Source organism: Clostridium sp. UBA6640, from assembly GCF_002455975.1.
Taxonomy (GTDB): Bacteria; Bacillota; Clostridia; order Clostridiales; family Clostridiaceae; genus Clostridium_J.
This window is the reverse complement of the sequence record NZ_DKLM01000050.1, coordinates 26,491-46,283: the sequence shown is the minus strand read 5'-3', so window position 1 is coordinate 46,283 and position 19,793 is coordinate 26,491. Positions and strand designations below refer to the sequence as shown.

General features: G+C 29.6%; 17 protein-coding genes, 1 tRNA gene and 2 other annotated features. Of the genes, 17 read left to right on the top strand and 1 reads right to left on the bottom strand.

Annotated features, from left to right (window positions below; genetic code table 11):
- Positions 1-21: 21 nt before the first annotated feature.
- Positions 22-95 (top strand) — tRNA-Cys (locus tag B2W91_RS05140).
- A 55-nt stretch (positions 96-150) separates the two neighbouring features.
- Here B2W91_RS05140 and B2W91_RS05135 read toward each other — a convergent pair.
- Positions 151-858 (bottom strand): DUF6873 family GME fold protein, encoded by a 708-nt coding sequence (locus tag B2W91_RS05135; protein WP_291579209.1) that lies wholly within the window; start codon positions 856-858, stop codon positions 151-153.
- Positions 859-1,039: 181 nt separating this feature from the next.
- On the opposite strand from B2W91_RS05135, the gene ytxC reads away from it, so the two are divergent.
- The 16 genes from ytxC to B2W91_RS05055 all read left to right on the top strand — a co-directional run bounded on the left by ytxC (position 1,040) and on the right by B2W91_RS05055 (position 19,386).
- Entirely contained in the window at positions 1,040-1,939 is a 900-nt protein-coding gene (ytxC, locus tag B2W91_RS05130) for a putative sporulation protein YtxC (protein ID WP_291579208.1), read from the top strand.
- Positions 1,940-2,008: 69 nt separating this feature from the next.
- Positions 2,009-2,120 (top strand) — a sequence feature (ribosomal protein L20 leader region).
- 19 nt (positions 2,121-2,139) lie between these two features.
- On the top strand, positions 2,140-2,667 hold the full coding sequence (infC, locus tag B2W91_RS05125) for a translation initiation factor IF-3 (RefSeq protein WP_291579206.1): 528 nt from the start codon (positions 2,140-2,142) through the stop codon (positions 2,665-2,667).
- 23 nt (positions 2,668-2,690) lie between these two features.
- Positions 2,691-2,888 carry a 50S ribosomal protein L35 gene (gene rpmI, locus B2W91_RS05120; RefSeq protein WP_039631140.1) on the top strand — a complete coding sequence of 66 codons (198 nt, stop codon included), beginning with the start codon at positions 2,691-2,693 and terminating at the stop codon, positions 2,886-2,888.
- A gap of 27 nt (positions 2,889-2,915) precedes the next feature.
- A complete protein-coding gene (rplT, locus tag B2W91_RS05115) occupies positions 2,916-3,275 on the top strand; it encodes a 50S ribosomal protein L20 (RefSeq protein WP_291579205.1) in 360 nt (119 codons plus the stop codon).
- 166 nt (positions 3,276-3,441) lie between these two features.
- Positions 3,442-4,797: a TrkH family potassium uptake protein gene (locus B2W91_RS05110; RefSeq protein ID WP_291579211.1), complete on the top strand. Its 1,356-nt coding sequence runs from the start codon at positions 3,442-3,444 to the stop codon at positions 4,795-4,797.
- 12 nt (positions 4,798-4,809) lie between these two features.
- A complete protein-coding gene (locus B2W91_RS05105; RefSeq protein WP_291579204.1) occupies positions 4,810-5,469 on the top strand; it encodes a potassium channel family protein in 660 nt (219 codons plus the stop codon).
- 11 nt (positions 5,470-5,480) lie between these two features.
- Positions 5,481-6,266, top strand: coding sequence for a TrmH family RNA methyltransferase (locus B2W91_RS05100; protein ID WP_291579202.1), 786 nt, complete (start codon positions 5,481-5,483; stop codon positions 6,264-6,266).
- 55 nt (positions 6,267-6,321) lie between these two features.
- Positions 6,322-6,553 (top strand) — a binding site (T-box leader).
- A 174-nt stretch (positions 6,554-6,727) separates the two neighbouring features.
- Complete coding sequence (pheS, locus tag B2W91_RS05095) at positions 6,728-7,744, top strand: phenylalanine--tRNA ligase subunit alpha (protein WP_291579201.1); 1,017 nt, start codon at positions 6,728-6,730, stop codon at positions 7,742-7,744.
- Positions 7,745-7,768: 24 nt separating this feature from the next.
- Positions 7,769-10,153, top strand: coding sequence for a phenylalanine--tRNA ligase subunit beta (gene pheT / locus B2W91_RS05090; protein ID WP_291579200.1), 2,385 nt, complete (start codon positions 7,769-7,771; stop codon positions 10,151-10,153).
- 244 nt (positions 10,154-10,397) lie between these two features.
- On the top strand, positions 10,398-11,012 hold the full coding sequence (gene zapA, locus B2W91_RS05085; RefSeq protein WP_291579198.1) for a cell division protein ZapA: 615 nt from the start codon (positions 10,398-10,400) through the stop codon (positions 11,010-11,012).
- A gap of 80 nt (positions 11,013-11,092) precedes the next feature.
- Positions 11,093-11,566: an ASCH domain-containing protein gene (locus tag B2W91_RS05080; protein WP_291579197.1), complete on the top strand. Its 474-nt coding sequence runs from the start codon at positions 11,093-11,095 to the stop codon at positions 11,564-11,566.
- A gap of 260 nt (positions 11,567-11,826) precedes the next feature.
- On the top strand, positions 11,827-12,822 hold the full coding sequence (locus B2W91_RS05075; RefSeq protein WP_291579196.1) for a glycosyltransferase family 4 protein: 996 nt from the start codon (positions 11,827-11,829) through the stop codon (positions 12,820-12,822).
- Between the two features lie 176 nt (positions 12,823-12,998).
- Complete coding sequence (locus B2W91_RS05070; protein ID WP_291579195.1) at positions 12,999-15,356, top strand: DUF3656 domain-containing U32 family peptidase; 2,358 nt, start codon at positions 12,999-13,001, stop codon at positions 15,354-15,356.
- Positions 15,357-15,373: 17 nt separating this feature from the next.
- Positions 15,374-17,740, top strand: coding sequence for an endonuclease MutS2 (locus B2W91_RS05065; protein ID WP_291579194.1), 2,367 nt, complete (start codon positions 15,374-15,376; stop codon positions 17,738-17,740).
- Between the two features lie 137 nt (positions 17,741-17,877).
- Entirely contained in the window at positions 17,878-18,348 is a 471-nt protein-coding gene (locus B2W91_RS05060) for a DUF523 domain-containing protein (RefSeq protein ID WP_291579193.1), read from the top strand.
- Positions 18,349-18,366: 18 nt separating this feature from the next.
- Positions 18,367-19,386 (top strand): alpha-hydroxy-acid oxidizing protein, encoded by a 1,020-nt coding sequence (locus tag B2W91_RS05055; protein ID WP_291579192.1) that lies wholly within the window; start codon positions 18,367-18,369, stop codon positions 19,384-19,386.
- The last annotated feature ends 407 nt before the right edge of the window (positions 19,387-19,793 follow it).

The window sequence follows — 19,793 nt, the reverse complement described above, 5'->3', positions numbered from 1 at the left end:
TCTCGTCTTCCGCTCCAATATGGCGCTATAGCCAAGTGGTAAGGCAGAGGCCTGCAAAGCCTTTATCCCCAGTTCAAATCTGGGTGGCGCCTCCAAAAAAAAGCATTGCTAAATAGCAATGCTTTTTTCATTATATAGAAATAAAATAATTTAGACATCTAAAAAGAAAATACTACCCCTATCAATTAAATTATTATCACTAAGATAAATAGGGGTTATATTATATTTATCCAAAAATGTAAGTACTTCACTACCGTATTTATATTTTTTTAAATCCCCATAAAAAACCAAGTGTTTCTCATCCAATAAACCGCAACTACCACCTATAAAACCATAGTCAAGCCCAGAAAGTTCAATATCCCCAGGAGGGAGTAATAATATATCTATAGTCGTTTCTTTTAAAGCTTTTGCAATTGAATTATCACTAGTGATAATTGCATTATCATTAACTATTGCAGTAGAGCATTTAGTATACCCTTGCCTGACATTAATAAGAGTTTTATCACTCATGTATTTCAATAAAAATTCATCAGTATATTTAATGTTATGTATAAAATAATCCCTTAAATTTACTGCATTTAAAGTAATATCATAGGGGTATTTTTCCTTTAGTTCATTTTTAGAAAATATAACATCAAAATTAAAATCATTTTGTAATAAATTGATGAAAGTTTTGTCCATGCTAATGTGTGTCATTAACGTGCTTTTTGAAATAGTATGAATTAGCATATCTGGATGACCACATACAGCATCATATAGTTTAGCATTAGGAGGACATTTTAAAACTTTACAACCTAAAGTCTGTAAGGCTTTTATTTCACTATTAGAAATTCTAAAGTCTACTATAGCAAGTTTCATTTTATCACCTCAATTCAAATGTCGATAAATGTTTAAATTATTAATGCATATCCATTGTGAGAAAACGCATAATAAGATAGACATATAATTTTTAAAATTATATTAGCATTTTAGAAATCAGTTTACAAGTTATAGCTTTTGAGTTGTGGTAATTAAGCCATGTTATAAAGGAGTGAGCTATATGTTATTATTAACATTAATACAGGATGACAGCAAAGAGTATATAATAGATGAGATAAGAAATGCCAGAAATTATTTTAAATCAAAAAATGTAACGGTAGGTATTTCAGAAAGTTTAGAAAACGATCTTCATATTATTAAAGTTTATTGTGATGATGAGAATTTTGATGAAAAGTTTCATAAAATCTTTAACTTATATATAGGTAGTGTACTTTTTAAAGTTGTTATAAAAGAATTTTGCAAGAAAAATATTTCAAAATACTTATTAGATAATTTTTACTTTTTAAGAGGTGAGGATATAAAAGAAGTAAAAGATATGATAATTGATGTATTTGAAAATGAAAGCAATATAATAGATGACAATATGATATATTATATGAATAGGAAGAATGAAATAATAGATAAAATCGTTCTTTATCTAGAAGAGAATAACGAGATAAACATTAAAGGCTTTTTAACTTTTAGAATGAAAGAGATAGCACATGATTTAGAAAGTATAATAGATAAGATAGTTGAAAAGTTTATGATAGAAAAAGAGTATAATGAATTTATTAAGTTATTAAGGTATTTTGTTGATGTTCAGGAAAGTAAGATAGACAAAGTTAATATTATGATAGATAAAAATGGAGATTACTTAGTAAAAGATGAGCTTGGAAATGATATCTTAAATAATTTAATAAATGAGCTTTATGATAGCAGAATAAACTCAAAAGTAAGTCCGGAAGATTTAATAATAAGTGGTTTAATTACTTCTGCTCCTAAAAAAATAGTTATACATTGTGTGGAAAATTCCAGAAATAAAGAATTGATAGAAACTATTAAAAATGTATTTGTTGAAAGGGTAGAATTCTGCAATGACTGTACAAAATGTACACAACTTAAAAATAATATAAAGATGTAGTTAAAAACTGTTGACAACCAGAAAAGCATATATTATAATACTACTTGTTGAATAAATGAATAATATTATTACTTAAAGAAGAAACAGCCGTTTCTCACCTTGCAGCTAGGCTAGTAAGGTTAAACTGTTTAATAAATTTGTGTATTACAGGGGGCGGCATTTGTCGCCCTCTTATTTATATAATTTTATAACACCTGGAGGTGAAAACTATTAGTAAAAATAAAGACTTTATAATGAATGAAGATATAAGGGAAAAGGAAGTAAGAGTTGTTAGTCATGATGGTGAGCAATTAGGGGTCTTAGCAACTAAGGAAGCCCTAAAAATTGCAGAAGAGAAGGAACTCGATTTAGTAGTTATTTCTCCTAATGCAAATCCACCAGTATGCAAAATTATGGACTTTGGTAAGCATGTTTATGAGCAACAGAAAAAAGATAAAGAAGCTAAGAAAAAGCAAAAAATCATAAACATAAAAGAAGTTAGAATGAATGCCACTATTGAAGACCATGATATTGAAATAAAAGCAAATCATGCTAGAAAATTCTTATTAGACGAAGACAAAGTTAAAGTTACTGTGAGATTTAGAGGAAGAGAAGTTCAAAACTCACATGTAGGACATGAAATATTGAACTCTTTTGTAGGAAAGCTTGGAGATGTGTATGTAATTGAGAAGCCTGCTAAGCAAGAGGGCAGAAATATGATATTAATATTAGCTCCTAAAAGAGCATAAACACTGAGAGGAGGAATTTTATTATGCCGAAAATGAAAACTCATAGAGGTGCAGCAAAAAGATTCAAGAAGACAGGAACAGGGAAGTTAAAAAGAGCGAAAGCTTTCAGAAGCCATATATTGACTAAGAAAAGCGCAAAAACTAAGAGAAATCTTAGAAAAACTGGATATGTTTCAGCTTCACAAGAAAAAGCAATGAAGAAATTATTACCATACTTATAATCGAAGGTGAACTAGGAGGTATTTTAAATGGCAAGAGTAAAGAGAGCAGTCAACGCTCGTAAAAAACATAAAAAAGTATTAAAACTTGCAAAAGGATACTATGGTGGAAAAAGCAAGTTATTTAAAACTGCAAATGAGTCAGTTATAAGAGCATTAAGAAATGCATATGTAGGAAGAAAATTAAAGAAAAGAGATTTTAGAAAACTTTGGATCGCAAGAATAAATGCGGCTACAAGAATGAATGGACTTTCATACTCAAGATTCATGAATGGAATGAAACTTGCAGGAGTAGACATCAACAGAAAAATGCTTTCTGAAATAGCTATTAATGATCCAAAAGCTTTTGGAGAATTAGTTGAAGTTGCTAAAAAACAACTAGAAGCTTAATTTAATATTAACTTTAAAATGTAGCCATAGGCTACATTTTTGTATTATACACTAATTTTAAATATTAATATGGAAATACTATAATATATTAAAAAAAAGATATATAATGGAAATGGCTATAGTTTAAATAGAGAGAGAATTGAGGTGTTTTTTAGTGGAATTAAAAATGAAAGATGTTTTGAAAAAGAGACAATTTACTCCTATGCAGATACTGGCCATTGGGTATGCAGTTATTATATTTTTAGGCGCAATGTTATTAGCGCTGCCTATATCAACAAATGCTAGAGTATATACACCTTTTTTAGACTGTATATTTACATCTACTTCAGCAGTGTGTGTAACAGGACTTATAACAGTAGATACAGGAACCCATTGGAGTTATTTTGGTAAAACAGTAATTATGATGCTTATCCAAATTGGAGGACTAGGATTTATGTCTTTTGCTACTATGCTATCATTAATCATAGGTAAAAGAATCACCTTGAAAGAGAGATTAGTAATGCAGGAAGCTATGAATTCGACATCTCTTCAAGGTATAGTTAAATTAGCAAAATACATATTAATATTTACTTTTTCTATAGAAGGATTAGGAGCACTTTTATTGAGCACTCAATTTATCCCTGAATTTGGATTCTCAAAAGGAATTTTCTATAGTATATTCCATTCTGTTTCAGCCTTTTGTAATGCAGGTTTTGATCTGATGGGTAATTTTAATAGTTTAATTAATTATAATGGAAATGTAGTTATAATTTTCACTATATCAGCTCTTATAGTTATAGGTGGATTAGGATTTTATGTTTGGAATGAGATATATAATTACAAGAATATTAAAAAGTTATCACTTCATTCAAAATTAGTAATATCTATGACTATTGCATTAATAATAGGTGGTGCAGTTTTATTCTTTTTATTTGAATTTTCTAATGAAGGTACAATGAAAGGAATGGGCTTTAAGGATAGAATATTAGCATCAATTTTTGCATCAGTTAGTCCTAGAACAGCAGGATTTAACTCTATATCTTTAGCAGATATGACTATACCATCTATTTTTTTAACTATTATATTGATGTTTATTGGAGGTTCACCAGGATCAACAGCAGGTGGATTAAAAACAACAACTGCCGGCATATTATATATGACGGTTAAATCGGTTATTAAAGGGCGGGAAGATACAGAGATATTTAAAAGGAAAGTAAGTAAGGAGATGGTTTATAAGGCGTTTTCTATTATGATTATAGCCTTAGGTTTAGTTATAACGGTAACAGTACTTCTTTCTATTACAGAGCATCAAACTGGCATGCCTTTTGAATATTATATATTTGAAGCAACTTCAGCTTTTGGAACAGTTGGATCCACATTAGGATTAACTCAAAAGTTAAGTGTTATAGGAAAAATAATTGTAGCATTAACTATGTATGCTGGTAGATTAGGACCATTAACATTAGTTTTAGCAATTTCAATTAATAAGCGTAAGAAAGCTTTAGCTATAAAGTATCCGGAAGATAAAATATTAGTTGGGTAGAAGGTGGAATTTATGATTAAAAAGCAATTTATTGTAATTGGATTAGGAAGATTTGGCACATCTGTAGCAGAAACATTATACTCATTAGGGAATGATGTATTGGCAGTTGATGTTGATGAGGAAGTTGTACAAAATATATCAGAAAAAGTAACTCATGCAGTTCAAGTTGATGCAAATGACGAGCAAAGCTTAAGAGCTTTAGGAGTTGGGAATTTTGATGTTGCCATTATAAGTATAGGTTCAGATATTCAAGCCAGTATATTATCTACGCTACTTGTTAAAGAGTTAGGCGTTAAGCATATAATTACAAAAGCTAATAATGCACTTCATGCTAAAGTATTATATAAAATTGGAGCAAATAGAGTTATATTTCCAGAGAGAGATATGGGAGTAAGAGTTGCACACAATTTATGCTCTTCAAATATACTAGACTATATCGAACTATCACCAGACTTTAGTATTGCTGAGGTTGTAAGTCCACAGGAATGGCATGAAAAAAGCTTAAAAGATCTTAATTTAAGAGCAGAATATGGAATAAATGTTATGGCTATAAAGAGAAATAATGAAATAGATGTTTCGCCTTCTGCTGATGAAATTATTCAGGCTAATGACATAATCGTAGCTATTGGTGGAAATCAAGAGCTAAATAATATAGAAAAGTTAGTAAGATAGGAGAAGATAATTTGCAATATATTAGTAGCAAAGAGAATTCACTAATAAAGCAAATAAAGAAATTAAAGGAAAAAAAGCATAGATTGGAAAATAAGGCTTTTTTAGTTGAAGGCTTTAGATTTATTGAAGAAGCATTAAAGTCATCCTTTAATGTAAAATATATTTTTATAAATGAAAATGCAGATAAAGAATACTATGAGAAATATATAAGTATACATCAATGTAATGCTGAGATTTATACTGTAAGTGATATAGTTTTTAAAACTCTAACTAGCACTGAAACACCGCAAGGGGTAATTGCAGTAGTAGAGAATAAAGTTCTTGATTTAAAATACTGTGACGGATTTTATGTATTAGTAGATAAGGTGCAAGATCCAGGAAATTTAGGTACAATTATAAGAACTGCTCATGCAGCAGATGGGCTAGGAATTATATTAACTAAAGGTACAGTAGATGTATATAATGAAAAAACCCTGCGCTCAACTATGGGATCTATATTTAATATTCCTATTATAGAAGATAAGGATTTAACTATTGTTAAAGAATTAAAAAATAAAGGTTATAAGCTTATTACAAGTTCTCTTGATACAAATAACAACTTTTATGATATAGATTTAAGTGGTAAGTGCATTATTTCTGTGGGAAATGAAGGTAGTGGAATTAGCAGAGAAGTATATGAGCTTTCTGATGAAAAAGTTAAAATTCCTATGCCTGGCGGTGCAGAGTCATTAAATGCATCAGTTGCTGCATCTATTATGATGTATGAGTCTGTAAGACAAAAGAATGTTATTAAATAGTATTGAAATTTTATGCAAACATAGGTATAATAGGTCTTAAATTAAAAATTTAATATTTTAAACTGTGAAGGAGAGAGTAGGTATAAGGTTACATACAGGGAGTAAAGGTCATAGATTGAAAGCCTTTATATGATGAATTTATGCTGAAGTTCACTCTTGAGTTCTAATTGTGAAAATAGTTTTCATTAAACTATAAGTAATGATTAGCGATTAAAATCGATAAATTTACTAAGAGGGTCTATTTTATAGTCCAATTAGGGTGGTACCGCGGATATTCCGTCCCTTTTTTAGGGGCGGTTTTTTTATTTTTTAATATATATTTTGAATAATTTATATTAAAAGATATACATTATTCAATAAAATTAATGTTATCTAAGAATTTTAATTAATCATTGTTATTTGAGAATTGATAAAAGGTAATAATTATTAATTATAAGAAAAATATGAAAGGAGATTTTAAAATGAGAGAAAAATTAGAAGATATTAAGCTTTCTGCTTTAAATGAATTGAAGACTGCTGTTGAGAAGGTTCAACTTGAAAACATTAGAGTAAAATATTTAGGAAAAAAAGGAGAGCTTACTCAAATATTAAGAGGAATGGGAGGCTTATCAGCAGAAGAAAGACCACTTGTAGGTAAGGTTGCTAATGAAGTAAGAGAAACATTAGAAAATGCTATAACTAAGGCAACTGAAGAAATCAAAAATAAAGAAAAAGAAAAAAGACTACAAAGTGAAATAATTGATATTTCTATGCCAGGCAAAAAGCAAATCATAGGTAATAGACATCCACTTGATTTAACTTTAGAAAAAATTAATGAGATATTTTTATCAATGGGATTTTCTATAGAAGAAGGACCAGAAGTAGAAAAAGATTATTATAACTTTGAAGCATTAAATATACCTAAAGATCATCCAGCTAGAGGAGAACAGGATACTTTTTATATAAACGATAACATAGTTTTAAGAACTCAAACTTCTCCAATACAAATTAGAACAATGGAGAACCAAAAACCGCCAATAAAAATGATAGCGCCTGGAAAGGTTTATCGTTCAGATGCAGCTGATGCTACTCATTCACCAATATTCTATCAAATAGAAGGATTGGTTATAGATAAAGGAATAACTTTTGCAGATTTAAAAGGAACTTTAGAATTATTTACTAAGAAGATGTTTGGAGATGTTGAAACTAAGTTTAGACCACATCATTTCCCATTTACTGAACCTTCAGCAGAAATGGATGCTACTTGCTTTGTTTGTAATGGTGAAGGATGTAGGGTTTGCAAAGGAAGTGGATGGATAGAAATACTAGGATGTGGTATGGTGCATCCACAGGTTCTAAGAAATTGTGGAATTGATCCAGAAGTTTATAGTGGATTTGCTTTTGGATTTGGTCTTGATAGAATGGTTATGCAAAAATATGGAATTGATGATATTAGATTATTATATGAAAGTGATATGAGATTTTTAAATCAATTTTAATACAATGTTAAAGGAGGATTACCAATGAAAGTTCCAGTTAAATGGCTTAAAGATTATGTTGATATAAATATTTCCCCTAAGGAGTTAGGAGATAGGTTAACACTATCTGGCTCTAAGGTAGAAGAGGTAGTTGTTTCAGGAGAAGAGATATCAAATGTAGTAACAGGAAAGATAATAAAAATAGATAGACATCCAGATGCAGAAAAACTTGTGGTTTGTCAAGTTGATATAAAGGCTGAAGAACCAATTCAAATAGTAACTGCAGCTACAAACATGAAAGAACAAGACATAGTTCCTGTAGCATTACATGGGTCAACATTACATGGTGGACTTAAAATTAAAAAAGGTAAATTAAGAGGTGTGGTATCTAATGGTATGTTCTGTTCAGAAGAAGAACTTGGGATAGCAGGAGATGAACCAGTTCATGGTCTTATGATACTACCACAAGATACCAAAGTAGGAGTAGATATTAAAGAAGTAATTAACATAGGAAGCGCAGTAATAGAATTTGAAATTACGTCTAATAGAGCAGATTGTTTAAGTGTTATAGGAATAGCTAGAGAAACAGCAGCAACATTAGGAACTACTTATAAAATGCCTAACTTAGAATACACTTCTGCTTGTAATGAAAATGTTAAAGATGATTATAATGTAGAAATAAAAGATGATCTTTGTAGAAGGTTTATGCTAAAAGGGATTAAAAATGTAAAAATAGAGCCATCACCACAATGGATGCAAGAAAGACTGTTAGAGGCAGGAGTTAGACCTATAAATAACATTGTTGATATAACAAATTTTGTTATGCTAGAACTTGGTCAGCCATTACATGCTTATGATGCAAGAGAAATAGCAGGCAAAACTATTGTAGTTGAAAGAGCTAAAAATGGGGAAAAATTTACTACTTTAGATGAAATAGAAAGAACTTTAGATAGTGATATACTATGTATTAAAGATGGAGAAAGAACTGTTGGGCTTGCAGGAATAATGGGAGGATTGAACTCAGAAATAAAAGAAGATACTGAAATGGTTATCTTAGAATGTGCAAATTTTGATGGCATCAATGTAAGGAAATCATCTAAGAAACTAAACTTAAGAACAGAGGCTTCAACTAAATTTGAGAAAGATCTAGATCCTAATTTATGTGAAATCGCAGTAGCTAGAGTTGCTTCATTAGTGAATGAATTAAATGCGGGAGAAATAATGGAGGGAGTAATAGATATTTATCCAGAGCCTAAAACTCCACATTACTTAGAAGTAGATTCAAATTGGATTAATAAATTTTTAGGTATTGATATACCTAAAGAAGAGATGAAAGAGTATTTAGATAGATTAGATTTAGCTACAGAAATTAAGGAGGATATATTAGTTGTAAAATCTCCTACTTTTAGAAGTGATATTAACATTAAAGAAGATATTGCAGAAGAAATAGTAAGGATTTATGGTTATAACAATGTACCTTCTACAATAGCATTATGTGAAGCTACAAAAAGCGGAAGAAGTGAAAAACAAAAACTTGAAGAAAAGGTTGTAGATTCATTAATAAACAGTGGATTAAATCAATCTATAAGCTATTCTTTCGTAAGTCCAAAAATTTTCAATAGATTATTACTTTCTGAAGATAGTAGCTTAAGAAAGGCTATTTCAATTAAAAATCCTTTAGGTGAAGATTTTAGTATAATGAGAACTACTACATTAGCATCTGCTATGGAGGCATTATCAAGAAATTATAGTAAGAGTAATGAAGAAGCAAGATTGTTTGAAATAGGAAAGATATATATTCCTAGTGAAGATGAAAATAAGCTTCCAGAAGAAAGAAATATAGTTACACTTTCAATGTATGGAGATATCGATTATTTGGATATTAAGGGAGTAGTTGAAAATGTAATCGAAGAATTAGGAATTGAAAATGTAATCTTTAAGAGAGAAGCAGAGAATCCAAGCTTTCATCCAGGAAAAACTGCTGCACTATACATAGGAAAAGAATACATAGGTGTTGTAGGTGAGGTACATCCTGATGTAGCAAGCAACTATGATATGGATGTAAGATGCTATGTATCTGAACTAAATTTAGATATATTATTAAAACATGCTAAAGTTGATAAAAAATATGTATCACTACCAAAATTCCCAGCAGTAACTAGAGATATAGCACTTTTAGTTGAAGATGAGATATTGGTTCAAGAAATAGAAGATACTATTAAAAAACAAGGTGGAAGCATATTAGAAAGTGTTAAATTATTTGATGTGTATAAAGGTAAGCAAATACCAGAAGGTAAGAAGAGCATTGCTTATTCAATAGTATATAGAAATAAAGAAAAAACTTTAACAGATAATGAAGTTAATAAGGTTCATGATAAAATTTTAAGAGCATTAGAGCATAAATTAGGTGCGGAGTTAAGACAGATTTAATCAATGAATAGATAATTTTTAAGAAAAGTGATTTAGTCACTTTTCTTTTTATGTAAAAAAATCAATTATAAACTTTTTAGATAAATATTAAAAGTAATATTTATTGACTTCAAGGAAAATAGGTTAAACTAGAGAATAATCAAGAAAACAGTGGAAATTATAGCAATATTTTATTGTTTTGGTTTATTTCATGAGGGTTTTATGTTAAAATAAGAACAACTATAATCTTTAAGAGGGTGTTTTAGTGAACATTATAACAGTTAAAATAAATGGTATGGAATATAATTTAAAAGGTGAAGAAAATGATGAATATTTACATATGGTAGCCAAACTTGTGGACAAACGTATTCGCACCTTAATGGAAAACAATTCTAAGTTAGGCCCAGGGGATGCCACTATATTAGCTGCTTTAAATATGGGAGATGAACTTTTAAAGAATAAAGAAAGTTACGAAAGGTTATCTGAAAACTACACAAAAGCGGCCAATGACAATAAGATTTTAATTTCAGAATTAGAGCAAATGAAAAAACAGATTGAATCTTTAGAGGATATTAACAAGGGGCTTCAAGAGCAAGTTGAAAATTTGTCTGATAACCAAGATCTTAGATTAAAAGAAGAAATGCGAAAAATTGATTCTGAGATGGAGGTTATGACAGAGGTTTCAAAAGAAATAAAAAATGAAAATGAAAAGCTTACTATGCTAAATAAAAAGCTGGCAACTAGAAATAGAGAATTAAGATCAGATATTTGTGATAAAACTAGAAATATAAAAGAATTAGCCGAAGAATTAGATAATAAAAATGAAGAGTTAATAAGAGAAAAATTAAAAAAGAATCCGCTATTAAAAGTTAAAGAATAGCTGTGATAAAAATGAAATCTTTAACCTCCAGTTCTTAGAAATATGGAGGTTAAATTATTGTAAATAAAGGGGAAGAGGTTATGTGTAAATATGATGTTTCAGTAAAAGAAATGTGGTTAAGTTATTTAAAGACTTTAGGTGAGGATGAGGAAACTACGAAAAAAAGCTATACTGCTTGGCATTTTTGTAATGATGAGAAATCTGCCGATGAGTTAGCAGAACTTGTTTTACAAGGAACAAAAAGAGGAACAGCTTCTTTGCACTATTGGTATAAAGAAGAAGGAGAAGAACTACCAAAAGCTGGTGAACATAGCATAATTATTAATTGGCAAGGTATTGCTAAATGTATTATTAAAACTACTAAAATAGAAATTATACCTTTTAAAGATGTAACAGAAAAATTTGCTTCAATAGAAGGTGAAGGTGATAAATCCTTAGACTATTGGAGAAATGTTCATCGAATATATTTTAAAGATGAATTAAAAGAAATAGGAAAAGAATTTAATGAAGATATGGAAGTAGTATGTGAAGAGTTTGAAGTGGTATATAAATAAAAAATCTCAAAATATAAGTATGAATAAAAAATTTTCTTTATAGCATATAGCTCATAATTGATTAAATAATTATGAGTTTTTTTATTCAACAATTTTCTAAATTTAGAAGGTCGTTAAATAATTTTGATAAAATAGTTTATAAAAATTAATAATATGGCTATTTGTCCTATTAAGATAACTATTTTATTTGAATAATTAGTGATAAAAACTCCTATGATTGCATAGTTATATTTTAAGTAGCAAACATAGGAGGATTATCAATGAAGGTTTTGTTGTGTGCAAGACAGGATTATTTAAAAAGCTCTGCTGGTGACTCCATCATTGTAAAAAAGATTTATAAAAATTTAAGACAGTTAGGAGTTAATGTTGATATAGATAGAGGAGAGTTATATGAATATAATGACTATGATATTATTCACTTATTTAATATCAATGTTCCAGGAGAGATATATAGGTATTATAGACAAAGCCTAAAAGGAAAAAGCAAAATTGTGATTACCCCTCTTTATTTTAATATGAGTAATTATTATAACCATATAGGAGAAAATGAAAAACTAAAATTATGGAATAGTTGTAATATATATAGAAAAGAACTTTTAAGAAAAAGTCATATGATTTTTTGTAATAGTAAGTGGGAATTAGAAAATTTAAAAAGAGATTTTAAGTTTGATACTCCTTGTAAGGTAATTTATAATGGAGTGAATATGTTAGAATATGAAGATGTGCCACTTTATAATTTTACAGAACGACATGACGTAAATAATTATGTGCTATCTGTAGGAAGAATATATGAAGCAAAAAACCAATTAATACTTTCAAAAGTTTGTAATGAGTTAAACTTACCTTTAGTTTTAGTAGGAGGAGTTTCAAATAAAAACTATTTTAAAAAATGTTTAGCTTATAAAAATGTACAATACTTAGGATTTATGGATAACTATAATGTATATAATGCTTATAAATTTGCTAAAGTTCATGCATTACCTAGTTTTATGGAACTTACAAGTCTTTCTTCCTTAGAGGCAGCGGCAAGTGGATGCAATATCGTAGTAACAGAAGAAGGAGCTTCTAGAGAATACTTTGAAGATCTAGCTATATACTGTAATCCATATAATGAAAATTCTATAAAAGAAGCTATAATTAAGGGGTATAATAATAGAAAAAATGATGAATTAAAAGAGTATGTGTGTAAAAAATATACTTGGGAAAATACTGCAAAGCAAATATATGAAGAATATTTAAAACTAATAAATAGCTAGTGGACTTTTTAGTCCACTTATTTTTGTTTGTAGGAATTTGCATTTTTACTGTGCAATATGGTTTAAACTATATTTACAAATAAAAACTATATAATTCAATAAAAACTTTGTCTTATATACTTACTATTGGTATAATTATATTCGTAATTATAAGCTCAGTAATAGGAGAGATGAACATGAGAAGAATAGAACTATTAGCGCCAGGTGGAAGCATAGAAAGTTTACATGCAGCAGTGCTTTCAGGGTGCGATGCAATATATATGGGCGGAAGTAAGTTTTCGGCAAGAGCTTATGCTAATAATTTTGATGATGAGAAATTGAAAGAAGCAGTAGATTACTGTCATATATATAATGTTAAGGTTTATATAGCTGTAAACACTTTAATTAAAGAATCTGAATTTGAAGAGGCTATAGAATATGTGAGATTTTTATACGAGATTGGAGTAGATGCAATATTATTTCAAGACTTAGGGCTATTTTATGCTATAAGGAGGTTATTACCAGATTTTGAGATTCATGCTTCAACTCAAATGACAGTTCATAATGGAGAAGCTGCCTCATTTTTGAAAAAATTAGGCTTTAAAAGAATAGTACTTTCGAGAGAGCTTTCATTGAAGGAAATTGAATATATATCTAAAGAATTAGATATAGAAACAGAAATATTTGTTCACGGTGCCTTATGTGTTAGTTATTCAGGACAATGCCTTATGAGTAGTATTATAGGTGGAAGAAGTGGGAATAGAGGACGTTGCGCTCAACCTTGTAGATTACCCTATACACTAATTAATAAAATTTCAAATGAAACAAGAGAGGGATATTTGCTAAGCCCTAAAGATATTTGTACTTTTGAAGATATCAAAAAAATTATAGCAAGTGGAACTTCTTCTCTAAAAATTGAAGGGAGAATGAAAAGACCTGAATATGTTGCAGGAGTAGTTTCAAGTTATAAAAAAGCTATTAATGCTTTTTATGAAAACAATGATTTTGTAGATATTAAAGGTGAGTGCAGTAAATTGGCTCAGCTTTTCAATAGAGAAGGATTTTCTAAAGCATATATGTTTGGAAATGTAGGAAAAGATATGATGGCATATAATTTTCCTAAGAATACTGGAGTATATCTTGGAAAAGTAGAAAAGGATTTGACTATTAGGTTAGAAGAGGATATTCACCTAAAGGATGGAGTTAGAATAGGAGAAGGTGGGTTTACCGTATCTGGTATAAGGATAGGTAAGAATGAAGCACAACATGCCGCAAAAGGAGAAAAAGTAATATTAAAGCCTACTAGATATAAAGAAGGAGATATATTATATAAAACTTCTGATATAGAACTTTCAAAAGAACTTTCAAAAATCTATGAAAATGTATATGGTAAAAAACTTTTAATAGATGTGAAAGTGGAATTTACAGTAGATAAACCTATAAAGATTATCACAAATTTTGAGGGAAATAATTTTATTGTAGAAGGAGATTTAGTTCAAAAAGCAATAAAAAGACCATTAGATAAAGACAGCATAATTAAAAATCTTCAAAAATTAGGAGATACGCCATTTGAATTTAATAATATTGAATTTAAAACCTTTGAGGAAGGATTTATACCGGTGTCTTCAATTAATTCTGTAAGAAGAGATTTAACCGAAAAAATATTAAACTTTATAAAAGAAGGCTACAGAAGAGAAGATAAATTGAAATTGACTGTTAATAATATAGAAAAGCAGCCGCAAAAAGGTAAAATTCCTGAATTTTTAGTTGTAGTGAGTAGCTTAGAACAATTAAAGGCAGCTTTAGATAGCGGAATAGAAAATATTGCAATGGATTTTTTCTTTAAAGGTAATCAGCTGAAAATTGAGGAAGCTAAAAACTATGGAAAGTTTAATTTATATATAAAAACTCCGAATATAATTAAAGAGGAATTTGAAGGCATTTGCGAATTTATAGATGAGAATTTAAAGGATGTCAAAGGTATAGTAACAGCTAACTTAGGTATTATAAGTAGATTTAAAGATAAAACATCGCTAATTGGAGATTATAAACTAAATATATTTAATAGCTATAGTGGAGAATTTTACAATCAATATTTAGATGGAGCTTCAATAAGCGTAGAGCTTAATAATAGAGAAATAAATTCAGTTGTAAAAAATACTAATATTGCATCTCAAATAATAGTTTATGGTAAATATGAGCTTATGACTAGTGAATATTGTGTAATAGGAAGCACCTTTGGAGGAAAGTCACTATGTTCTAATTGTGCTGTTAATTGTGCTAAAGGTAATTATATTTTGAGGGATAGGAAAGGTGAAGACTTCAAAGTGTTAACAGATAAATACTGTAGAAGTCATATATTTAATAATGTTCCTGTTAATTTAATTCCTAATATGAAGGAACTAAGGAAAAACAATATACAAAGCTTTAGAGCAGACTTTATAGATGAGGATTATAGCAAAACAAAGGAAATTTTAGATATGATTAAAAATGGTCAGTTTTTAGGGGATTACACAAATTTTACAAGAGGGCATTATAAAAGAGGAGTAGAATAGGGAAAGTTGGTGGTACAATGCAGGATAAAACTTTAAGAGTATTAGAATACCAAAAAATAAAAGAAAATCTTAAAAAATATACAAGAACATCCGCAGCAAAAGATATTATAGATGAATTAGAACGTTATAATAATATATATGAGGTAAAAGAGCATTTACAAGAAACTAAGGAAGCTTTTCAACTATTAACAAAAAAAGGCAACCCTCCTTTTGAAGGAATATACGATGTTAGAGAAGCTACAAAAAGAGCAGAAAAAGGGTCAGTGCTTTTACCAGAACAGCTTATTAGAATTGCATCTATGCTTAAATGTGCAAGATTATTTAAGGATTATATAGCTCATAAGGAAGAGGAAGAAGGCTATAGAGTATTAGAAGATATATGCATAGGTATTGTTCCTCTTAAAAAAGTAGAAGATGAAATATTTAAAGCTATAATTAGTGAGGAAGAAATAGCTGATAGAGCATCTGAGGAGCTTTATAATATAAGAAGAAAGCTAAGAGAAAAATCTTCTTCTGTAAAGGATAAGGTAAATTCCTTAGTTAGAAGCAATTCTAAGTATCTTCAAGAACATTTATATACTATAAGAGGAGATAGATATGTTCTTCCTGTAAGAACTGAATATAGGGATGCAGTGCCAGGTCTTATACATGATCAAAGTTCAAGTGGTGCTACTTTATTTATTGAACCTATGGGTTTAGTTAACTTAAATAATGAAATAAGAGAACTTACATTAAAAGAAAAAGCAGAGATAGAAAGAATCTTAAGGATATTATCTCAAAGTGTTACGGACAATGTTGAAATTGTTGAAAATAATGGAAACATATTATGGGAATTAGATTTTATTTTTGCAAAAGCTAAATATGCTAGTGAAATTAATGCGATTTGTCCAGAAGTAAATAATGATGGAATTATTGATTTAATAGAAGTTAGACATCCACTTATAGATTCTAAGGTAGTAGTACCTAGCGATATATATTTGGGAAGAGAATTTACTTCACTTGTAATTACTGGTCCTAATACAGGAGGAAAAACTGTAACTCTTAAAACTGTAGGACTTATTCAATTGATGGCAATGAGTGGAATATTAATTCCAGCAAGACAAAATTCTGTAGTAAGTTTTTTCCATAAGGTTTATGCAGATATAGGAGATGAGCAAAGTATAGAACAAAGCTTATCTACTTTCTCTTCACATATGACCAATATTGTTGGAATTATAGAAAATGCAGATGAGAATTCTTTAGTACTATTTGATGAGTTAGGTTCAGGTACAGATCCTACAGAGGGAGCAGCTCTTGCAGTTTCAATACTAGAAAATTTAAGAAAAAGAGGAACTAGAGTGGTTGCTACTACTCACTATAGTGAGCTTAAAGGATATGCATTAAAATCCATAGGAGTAGAAAATGCTTCCGTAGAATTTAATGTTGAGACATTAAGACCAACATACAAATTACTTATAGGTATACCAGGAAAATCTAATGCTTTTGAAATTTCAAGAAGACTAGGACTTCCAGAATACATTATAGATAGCGCAAGAGAAAATATTTCCAAAGATACCTTAGAATTTGAAGAGCTTATTCAAAGCTTACAACAAAAGAGTATTAAAGCTGAAAATGATGCAAGAATTGCTGAAATGCTAAAGAAAGATGCAGAAAAGCTTAAAGAAAGATATGCAGAAAAGCTTTATAAATTTGAGAAGTCTAGAGAAAATGCACTTTATGATGCACAAAGAGAGGCAAAACAGCTCATAAGAGAAGCTAAAGAAGAATCTGATACTATTCTTAAAAATATTAGAGAGCTTGAAAAAATGGGATATAGTTCAGAAGTAAGAACGAAACTTGAAGAAGAAAGAAAGAAAATTAAAAACAAACTTGAAAATGCAGAATTTGCATCACAAAAAACAGAGGAAGCTAAAGGAGAAAAACTTAAGTCTATTAATGAAGGCGATGAAGTTTATCTTCCAAAACTAAATCAAAATGTTATAGTTATATCCAAAGTAGATTCTAAAGGTGAAGTTCAAGTACAAGCAGGAATAATGAAAATAAATGTAAAGGTTTCTGACCTTAGAAAATCAAAAGCATCACCTGAAGATAAAAAGATTAGGAAGATGGAAAAAAGAGAAGCAAAATTAAACTTAAGAAATGTAGCAACTTCTGTAGATTTAAGAGGTATGGATTCAGAGGAAGCTAGTTATACTGTTGATAAATATTTAGATGAAGTTTACTTAGCAGGACTTAATGAAGTGTCAATAATCCATGGAAAAGGTACAGGAGTACTTAGAAATGCGATAACGGACTTATTAAGAAGCCATCCTCATGTAAAAGGATTTAGATTAGGAAATTATGGTGAAGGTGGTACAGGAGTTACTGTTGTAGAAATTAAGTAAAGATAATAATAGAATTAAGAGATAAAAAATTATGGATGAAATTAATTTTACAAGAATCAATTTTATCTATAATTAAAATTATTTATTCTGATATATACGTTACAAAATCCTATATATTGGATGAGAGGAGTGAGATTTTGGTTTTAGTAAGTGCATGTCTTTGTGGAGTTAACTGCAAGTACGATGGCGGTAATAATCTCAGAGAAGAAGTTTTAAAGCTTTTAAAAGAAGGAAAGGCAATACCAGTTTGTCCAGAACAGTTAGGTGGACAAGAAACTCCAAGAGAACCACATGAAATTATACAAGGTGATGGTGCTATGGTTTTAGATGGTGAAGCTAAAATATTAGGACCTAAAAATGATGATGCTACTAAAGAGTTTACAAAGGGAGCAGAAGAAACCTTGAAAATTGCAAAGGCCATAGGAGCAGAATATGCTATTTTAAAAGCTAGAAGTCCATCTTGTGGAGTAGGAACAATATATGATGGAACTTTTAGTGGTAATAAAAGAAGTGGCAATGGAGTTACCGCAGAACTTTTGATACGTAATGGTATCAAGGTATTTACGGAGGAAAATCTTAAAGAATTCTTTGATATATATAATAGCTAAGGATAGGAGCGGTATTTTATGAATATGAATGAAGTTAAGAAAATTGCAAGAGAAAATTTAAATAATAGTTGTAGAGTGTGTAAAGCTTGTAATGGAGTAGTGTGTTCTGGAGAAGTGCCAGGAATGGGTGGAAAAGGAACAGGGGACTCCTTTAAATCTAACTTTGATGCATTAAATAATATAAAGTTAAATATGAGAGTTATCCATGACGTTAAAAATCCTGATATAAGTACAGAACTATTTGGAAGAAAAATGGATATTCCTGTTTTTGCAGCGCCAGTTACTGGAACTACTTTAAACATGGGTGGAAAACTTACAGAGGAAGAATATATTTCTTCTGTTATTGATGGATGTGTACAAGCTGGTATATATCCAATGGTTGGAGACACAGCAGTTGATGCTTTTCTAATGACTAACCTTGAGGTGCTAAAGAAATACAATGGTAATGGCATAGTATTTATTAAGCCTTGGGAAAATGAAAATATTATAAATAAAATTAAGCTTGCTGAAGAGGCAGGAGCTTTTGCTGTAGGAGTGGATATTGATGCTTGTGGTCTTATAACATTGGCATTACACGGTAAACCAGTTATGCCTAAAGGTGTAGAAGAGATAAAAGAGCTTGTAAGTAGTACAAAACTCCCATTTATATTAAAAGGTATAATGACAGTTGATGAAGCTATACTTGCAGTTGAAGCAGGGGTAGATGCAATAGTTGTTTCGAACCATGGTGGAAGAGTACTAGATCAAACGCCAGGAACTGCTGAAGTCTTAGAAGATATAGCTAAAGCTGTTAAAGGAAAAGTAAAAATACTAGTAGATGGTGGAGTAAGAAGCGGAGTAGACGTATTAAAAATGTTAGCTCTTGGCGCTGATGGGGTGCTTATAGGAAGACCATTTGTAACTGCTTCCTTTGGTGGAAAAGTAGAAGGAGTAAAAACATATATTGAAGAACTAAAAGGTGATTTGAAATCCTCAATGGTATTAACAGGTTGTAAAAATATAAAAGATATAGATAGTAGAATCCTATATAGAAAATAATACTACCACATAAATGAAAATCCACCTTTGGAGCAGATATCCGTTCCAAAGGTGGATTTTTTACTAGGGACGGTTCATCAAAATAATAAATATTTACATATTTTATTCATTTGCTGATTATCATATTATCAATTTTATCAATTATTAGGGACGGTTCATTAAAATATCAATGTTTTTAAGTTATCATATGGAAATTATGTTTAGAGCTTTGAACAATGGCAATAATTATAGAAAATTATGATAATTGGAGGGGCTTTTATGGCCAGAGTAGCCAGAGCATTAAGTGAAAGTGGAATATATTATGTTATGACTAGAAGTTTTCCAGATAAGCCTTTATTTTACGATGATACAGATAAAGAGAAAATGCTTCAAATCTTAAGAAAATTACAGATTGAAGAAAATTTTAA